10 protein-coding genes and 1 pseudogene (1 of these 11 only partly in view) are annotated in these 6639 nt (G+C 50.0%); 1 reads left to right on the top strand and 10 read right to left on the bottom strand.

What is annotated here, in order from left to right; all coding sequences use genetic code 11:
* The 10 genes and pseudogenes from H5U36_06550 to H5U36_06595 all read right to left on the bottom strand — a co-directional run.
* Window positions 1-370: pseudogene (locus H5U36_06550) on the bottom strand (nucleotidyltransferase domain-containing protein); it reaches 53 nt to the left of the window's first position.
* Window positions 371-559: 189 nt separating this feature from the next.
* Window positions 560-751: a hypothetical protein gene (locus H5U36_06555; protein ID MBC7217791.1), complete on the bottom strand. Its 192-nt coding sequence runs from the start codon at window positions 749-751 to the stop codon at window positions 560-562.
* Between the two features lie 519 nt (window positions 752-1270).
* On the bottom strand, window positions 1271-1723 hold the full coding sequence (locus tag H5U36_06560) for a DUF86 domain-containing protein (protein MBC7217792.1): 453 nt from the start codon (window positions 1721-1723) through the stop codon (window positions 1271-1273).
* Window positions 1699-2190 (bottom strand): nucleotidyltransferase domain-containing protein, encoded by a 492-nt coding sequence (locus tag H5U36_06565; protein MBC7217793.1) that lies wholly within the window; start codon window positions 2188-2190, stop codon window positions 1699-1701. The genes H5U36_06560 and H5U36_06565 overlap by 25 nt, the downstream gene beginning before the upstream one ends.
* A 142-nt stretch (window positions 2191-2332) precedes the next feature.
* Window positions 2333-3625, bottom strand: a complete 1293-nt coding sequence (locus H5U36_06570) for an ATP-binding protein (GenBank protein ID MBC7217794.1) — start codon at window positions 3623-3625, stop codon at window positions 2333-2335.
* 338 nt (window positions 3626-3963) lie between these two features.
* Window positions 3964-4227 carry a PIN domain-containing protein gene (locus H5U36_06575; protein MBC7217795.1) on the bottom strand — a complete coding sequence of 88 codons (264 nt, stop codon included), beginning with the start codon at window positions 4225-4227 and terminating at the stop codon, window positions 3964-3966.
* A gap of 148 nt (window positions 4228-4375) precedes the next feature.
* Window positions 4376-4594 carry a type II toxin-antitoxin system VapB family antitoxin gene (locus H5U36_06580; protein ID MBC7217796.1) on the bottom strand — a complete coding sequence of 73 codons (219 nt, stop codon included), beginning with the start codon at window positions 4592-4594 and terminating at the stop codon, window positions 4376-4378.
* A gap of 293 nt (window positions 4595-4887) precedes the next feature.
* Entirely contained in the window at window positions 4888-5106 is a 219-nt protein-coding gene (locus H5U36_06585) for a type II toxin-antitoxin system HicB family antitoxin (GenBank protein MBC7217797.1), read from the bottom strand.
* Window positions 5107-5143: 37 nt separating this feature from the next.
* A complete protein-coding gene (locus tag H5U36_06590) occupies window positions 5144-5497 on the bottom strand; it encodes a DUF5615 family PIN-like protein (GenBank protein MBC7217798.1) in 354 nt (117 codons plus the stop codon).
* A gap of 1 nt (window position 5498) precedes the next feature.
* A complete protein-coding gene (locus H5U36_06595; GenBank protein ID MBC7217799.1) occupies window positions 5499-5741 on the bottom strand; it encodes a DUF433 domain-containing protein in 243 nt (80 codons plus the stop codon).
* 250 nt (window positions 5742-5991) lie between these two features.
* Here H5U36_06595 and H5U36_06600 point away from each other — a divergent pair, with 250 nt between their 5' ends.
* Entirely contained in the window at window positions 5992-6207 is a 216-nt protein-coding gene (locus H5U36_06600; protein MBC7217800.1) for a hypothetical protein, read from the top strand.
* Window positions 6208-6639 lie beyond the last annotated feature (432 nt).

Genomic DNA, 6639 nt, shown 5'->3' on the forward strand with positions numbered 1-6639 from the left:
CGTTGAGAATTCGTGGTTCTACCAGGACCCGGAAAGGTTCCCGCTCAAAAAGGAGTTTTCCGTCTTTGATAACGAAGTACTTGAATTCAGGCGATTCCACGAGATTCAGAATGACAATATCGATATTGTCCTCTTTTAGAAGGCGTCCCACCCGGTCGTAGAGCTCAAATCTGATGTCGTGCATGCGCCTGGTATCCCTTGTATCCAGGTAAACGGCAAAATCGTAATCGCTCAACGGGGAATCTTTTCCGGTAGCCCTTGAACCAAAGAGGTACACAAGCTTTACCTCCGGATATTCTTCGAAAAGGGTCACAAGCTCTTTCAGGACCTCGGGAGGAATTCCTCCGATGCTGTCTTCTTCAGTCTTCATACCTTCGGACCTTCACCCTTTATTGTACCGCTTGCTTCTTTCCCTCTCTCCCAGAATTCCCAGAAGAACGCCACAAGAACCCCGACATTTAGGTGAATTTTTATCGTCATATGGGAGCGCAAAGAAATAGGGTATCTTTACCGGGTCTTTTCTCCCGTAATACCGCACTGCAACCTCTCCCCTGAACCCCTAAGGCAGAGAGCTCTCCCTGTAGGAAACCTCAAACTCCGCCTTGTACGTCTGTGGCATAAAGCGCCAGGCCAAAAAGGAGAGGGCAAGGACTATAAAGGTTACCCCAAGAATCACCCACTTACGTTTCAAAAGGACATTAATGAGGTCAAAGAGAGAGACTTCTTCTTCCCAGTTGACTTTTTCTTCCATAGGGATACCTCCCTGGAAAAGGTGTAGCTCTTTGTTCGATTATTTCTTTCCCCGCTTACCAAGGATAGCATAACACAAGGTGTGGGAAAAGCGCTATCAGAAGCGGAGTAGAGGCAAGTACATATTTGAAACCGGGAACGCAAACTCAATTCGTCTTATTCTCGACAAAAGAGTCACCGCAAACTCGTGATTTCTTCTGCAAAGCAGCCTCTCTCTCTTGAGTTGCAAAACTGTCTTGCTACGCTTGCAGTGACCCTCAAGGGGCCATTGTAAACCTCGCCTTTTCGCTTCCTCCCACCACGTCATTGCGAACTCGTAGTTTCGTTTGTGAAGCAATCTCCTTCTACCAGGCCCGAGACTGCTTCGTCGCCTTGCTCCTCGCGGTGACAAATCAGAAAAGGAACTGCCTCGTTGCTTTCGTTCCTTGCGGTGGTGAATTGGAGAGGGGGTTACTTCGCTTTGCTCGCAATGGCATGGGTTTATGTACACGGTGACTGTACCAGGAACTCAGAGCTTGCTCTAATCCGCCCCGGTATTTCCACCTTCTCCATAGCTTTCAAGCCAGGTTGTAATCTCGTTGATGAAACTCGGAAACACCTGGAGTGCCTTCCGGTAGTGAGCGTACACCAGCTTATGGTTCAATTCTAAATACCCATGAACGAGTATGTTCCGAAATCCCCCTAAACCACGCAGGTCTTTGTAGAGCTTCTCGCTGATGACCTTCTGTTGCCAGAGCCTTTCCAGAATCTTCTCGTATTCATCCACAGAGATTCGAAAGGCTCCGGCAAGAATATGGTTCCCTATATCAAAGATAAGAGAAGAGGCCAGCTCCAAGCCCCGTTCCACAAACCACTGAAGGTTTACGTCGCGCTTGTACTGCTCAAGGGATATTTCTTCCTTTTCGCGCAACCTGCTCAGTATTTCCTCTAACTTCTGCAAGCGGGTGATTATGCTCTCCCTTTTGAGTACCACCGGCGTACCCTCTCTTTAAGGTACCAGTTTTGCACCTCACGCAGGTAAGCAGCATCCTGGTATTTGTGAATGACGTTGGCTTCAAATGCGTTCAACACTTCTTCGCTTCGGGCGTAAATGAGTTTGCCATGGGAGACAACCGCAAACTGAAGGGAAAGGGAAGCATCGTTGAGTACCACAAGATCAAAACGCTCCGTCGAAAGTGCCTCACGGACTGCAAGGTATAGCCCTCTATAGGCGTCAAGAAGCGCATCGCCTCTTATGCCTTGCTCAAGCAAGACCGCTAAATCCAGATCAGAACACGTTTTTTCCTCCCCACAGGCGTACGAGCCGAAGAGGTAGGATAACAGGACTTCATCCCGCTTTGCAAAAATCGAGCGCAATTTCTCTACAACCTCACCGGCACTTACTTGAGGTGCGGGCAGTATTTTCCCCGAAGGACCGCGGTAGTCCGAAGGTATGCCCACTTCTTCTCCTCCAAACGGTTGGGTTGAAAATCTTCACCCTGGACATTTTACATTTCTAAAGCCCTCTGTTCCAGAGTACATCGGTTGTTATCTGGCTCTGGCAAGCTTTCCTGAAGTCTCCTTACCCAATGTTCCCCGAATTTCAGCGCAGCTCCCTCAGGATGAACTCGCAAGCTGGAACTACCTTTACGGTGATATCGCCATCGATTTTGAGGTCTTTTTGCTCATCAAAAGAGACCACGTACCCTTCCTTGAGCCCCAGAGTCGAGCAGGCCTCCTTCAGGCCGGAGAGCTCTCTTTTCACCACCTCTTCATCCCTCAGGGAGAAACATACCTGGATGGCAACTTTCCCATCGAGGATGAAGTCGCACTCTCTTTGCCCTTTGAAGCACACAAGTTCCCGGGATTTCCTCAAAAGCTCGAGAAAAACAGCGTTTTCCAGAAGCACTCCTGCGCTTTCCCGGAGGAACCGCACTCCTTTCAGGAGTCCGGTATCTATGGCATAGACCTTTTTCTCCGCCAGTTCCGACTTCACAAAAGACCGGTGGTGTTTCCGAAGAAGCCGCACCAAATAGGCATTCTCGGCAAATTCAAGGTAGGAGTAGAGGGAATCTTTGCCCACCTTGATTCCCTGGGACTTGAGCTCGTTGTAGATTTTGTGCACCGAGAGGAACTTCCCCGAATTCTCCATCACCCGCTTCAGGAAGTACTTGAGAACCAGGGTGTCCCGAACCTGGTAGCGTTCCGCAATATCCCGGTAGAGCATCACCTCGAAGTACTCCTGCAGGGTTCTTATTTTCAGCTCCTCCTGGAGGAAGGCTATCTCTGGAAACCCTCCAAAGTCCAGGTATTCCTGGAAAAGCTGCGTTACTCTGGCCCTTTTTGAAGGGCTGTAGAAATCCCGTTCCGGGTCAAAGTCGAATCCCTTGAAACGCAGGAATTCTCTGAAGCTCAGGGGCAAAAGCTCGTAGGTGATGGTTCTTCCCCGAAGGGCTGTGGCAATTTCCTGGGAAAGGAGCTTCGAATTCGAGCCGGTGATGAAAACATTCCGGCTCACGGTATCGTAGAGGCGACGCACAAATCTCTCCCATCCGGCAATGTTCTGAACCTCGTCGAGGAAAAAGTAACACCCTGCAAGGTCAAGCTCCGGGTAGAGTTCCCGGTAGGCCTGGAGGATAAGGTCCAGAGTATGCACCTCAAGGTCCATTCGCTCATCCTCGAAATTGAGATAGAGCACCCGCCGGGGGTCAACGCCTTTTTCGAGGAGCTCTTCAATGTGCTGGAAAAGGAGGTAGGTCTTTCCCGCCCTCCTTGGCCCCACCACAGAGATAATCTTCCCGGATTCAAGAGGAAGCTTCAGGTTCCGCCTGATGAGTTCCGGCAGTTTCCTGGTATGGAACTCATAGATAATGGACTTCAGGACATCTTTCATCATGACAAGGAAATTTTACCTCATAAATTTCCTTCTGCCAAGGAAAAAATTATCCACTGCATTGCAAACCGGTGGTTTCAGCCCTTCCACTGCGTCGTTGCGAACTCGTCGTTTCGCTTCCCCCATCGCGTCATTGCGAACTCGTAGTTTCGTTTGTGAAGCAATCTCCTTCTACCGGGCCTGAGACTGCTTCGTCGCTTCGCTCCTCGCAGTGACCTCCATCGCGTCATTGCGAACTCGTCTTTTCGTTTGTGAAGCAACCTCTTCTTTCCCAGAATACGAGGTCACTTCTACGCTCGTGATGACCGTGGGTCTTAAGTTTTCGCAAAACACCGCGATGCTTACACGAATGACCTTGTCTCAAGCGGTGCTACTTCCTTGATACGCTCAAAGTGTTCATCGGCGTGCCAGAGCCAGAGCTTTTCTGCAATGGCAACCTGGGCAATCAGTAGGTCCGGCAGGGGAACGATAATTCCTTTCCGTCGCAAGATGTACCCAAGCCGTGCAGCCTCAAGCCATACCTCTGGGGTAATGGGAACTTCTTCTAAGGCTTCTAAATCTGCACTCAGCCGTTCGAAGGCTTCATCATCCCTTGCGCCGACCAGAAGCTCCGTCTTTACTACTCAGCAGGTGGAAACCCTCTCGGCAAAGAGAATGCGCTGTACTCGGCCTTGATCTCTTTGTCTCCCCGGGGCCGCAGGTAGTGAATCCAAACGGAGGTGTCAAGAAGCGCCCCCTGGTGCTGCCTTCTACTCATTGTTTCGCCTTTGCCGTCTCCCGCCACAAGGAGAGTTCTTCCGGAGTCCAGTCCACAAGGCCTGATCCTGCCAGTTCCCGGAGTTCGCTCAGGCGGTGCTTTCTCACAAGCTCCCGCAGGGCAAGCTCAATGACCTCACGCTTGCGCTTTTTTCCGGTAAGTCGCATGGCTTCTTTAAGTAGTTCAGAATCGACCACTATGGTGAACCTGCCCATAGCCCACCTCCAACGCATATCACTATTTTTTGTGCTGAACAAGCACCTGCTGCGGGACCGTTTTGCGCACAGTGGCTGTTTCTGGGTCACTGCAAGGTTACGGTTTCGTCTCCGGAGCAGCCTCCTCCTTTTCAAAAGCACTCTTTCTCAGAGCGTGTGCAACGCAGGGAGAAGAGCATACCGATTGAAAATATTGCGGGCTTATGGATGGTGAACCGGAAGCTTGCTTCGTGTGAGGAGTTACTTGAAGAGCAACTTCTCCATCGTCTGGGCGTCAACGATTGGAAGCTTGCTCACTCACCCACCTCAATCCGTTGCAGCCCTATGAAGTAGGGTAGGTTTTCCTCGAGTTCTGGGTTTTCTTCAAGGCAGAGTTCCAGCACTTCTTTCAAATTCTTCTGCAGTTTATCCAAAGTGGCCCCTTGGGTATGTGCCCCAGGAACTCCTGGTACTATTCCCACGTAGAGCTTTGTCTCAGGGTCCCACTCGACATAGGCCACAAAAGTCCTCATTTATCGCTTTGCTCCTCGCGGTGACGTTTAAGGGCCATCAGCAACGAATTCGAGCACCACCGGGCCACAGCGTCACCAAACATCCCCTGTACTCATCGAAACTATGGGTAGCCAGAAAATCCCGTACCAGCTTAACTTCGTCCTCGGAATTTAGATTGCCGCGGCGGAGGTAGATTACAGCTCCTACGTCCTGGCTTCGAAAGCGCACTGGGTTTGTGAAGCCATAATCTCTCGTGATAAGAACCGCTTGCCGGATCCTTGCCAGTTCCCAAACTTCGGCATCGGTCATGCCTCTACCGGCAGTTTCGGCAATGGCAATCACCTCGTGACCTGCTTCCCGAAGTGCTTTTGCTAATGCTAAGCTGACATTCTCGTCGAGGATAATGACCATCCTATAGAGGCACCATTTTTTCCATGGCCAGGTAACTCGCGTATTCCAGACAAGCCAGAATATCCTCTTTTTTCAATCGTGGGAAATTGCGAAGGATGGTATCGATATCTTCCCCTGCGGCCAGGTGGCTCAACACCACCCACACGGGTATCCTGGTGCCGGCTATACACGGCTCGCCTCCGCAAATGTTGGGGTCTGAGATTATTCGATGGCTGAATTTCGTAAACCCCTGCCTCTTTTCCATAAGGCCTCCCGAAAGTAGCACGTCAAGTCAATATACAATATACAACATACAAAATACGAGCTACAAAATACAAGTTGAACAATTGTATTGTACAACAAGGGAGCTAAAAGGTTCACTTATAGAGGAAGTTTTGGGAATCCGTTGCATCCCATGGCCTGGAGCAAGGCCTTGACATCCCATGCCGAAGCTAAAAAGTCGAGAACATGCTATGATTGCGTTGAATCCAGGGGTGAGAAAGATGGAAGAGGGGATGAAAGTCAAAGACCTTTCCAAAGAAGAGCTGAAGATACTAATCTGGGAAGCAGTAGAAGAAGCGTTGTTCGAGTTATTGGGCGATCCCGATCGAGGTCTTGAGCTTCACCCAGAGGTTGAAGAGTACCTCAGGAAATCTTTAGAGCGCCTTGAACGAGGTGAAAAAGGTATACCTGCCGAGGAAGCGGCAAAACGGATAGGGTTGGTCTGGTGAAAAGCTATCAGGTTCGTTTCCTTCCCGAAGCGATAGATGCCCTTCGTTGCCCAGCAGATTCTTAAGAGATTCATTTATATCCTCCATTTCATAGGCCACCGCCGGGATATTTACAAAACATCGTAAATCCTCAATAAGCTCGGACTCGATACGAGCTGTTTCACAGCTTTCTTTAAGACCTCTATTTTCACCTGTGAAGCAGTCTCAGACTGCTTCGCTCGCAGCGACCGAGAAAAACGCCCTCACAAGGATAAACAGGGAGGGTCACTGCAAGGTCGTAATTTCGTTTCCGAAGCAGTCTCTCAAGTTCCCACATAGGCGGGGTCTTGGAAAGTGTTTGCTCTGCCACCATGGTATAATGAAAAAGAGGTGACACTAATGCGTCTTAGGGTGGTTCTTGAGCCCTCTGAAGAAGGAGGGTACACTGTCTAC

It is taken from the genome of Candidatus Caldatribacterium sp. (assembly GCA_014359405.1).
Taxonomy (GTDB): domain Bacteria; phylum Atribacterota; class Atribacteria; order Atribacterales; family Caldatribacteriaceae; genus Caldatribacterium; species Caldatribacterium oleiphilum.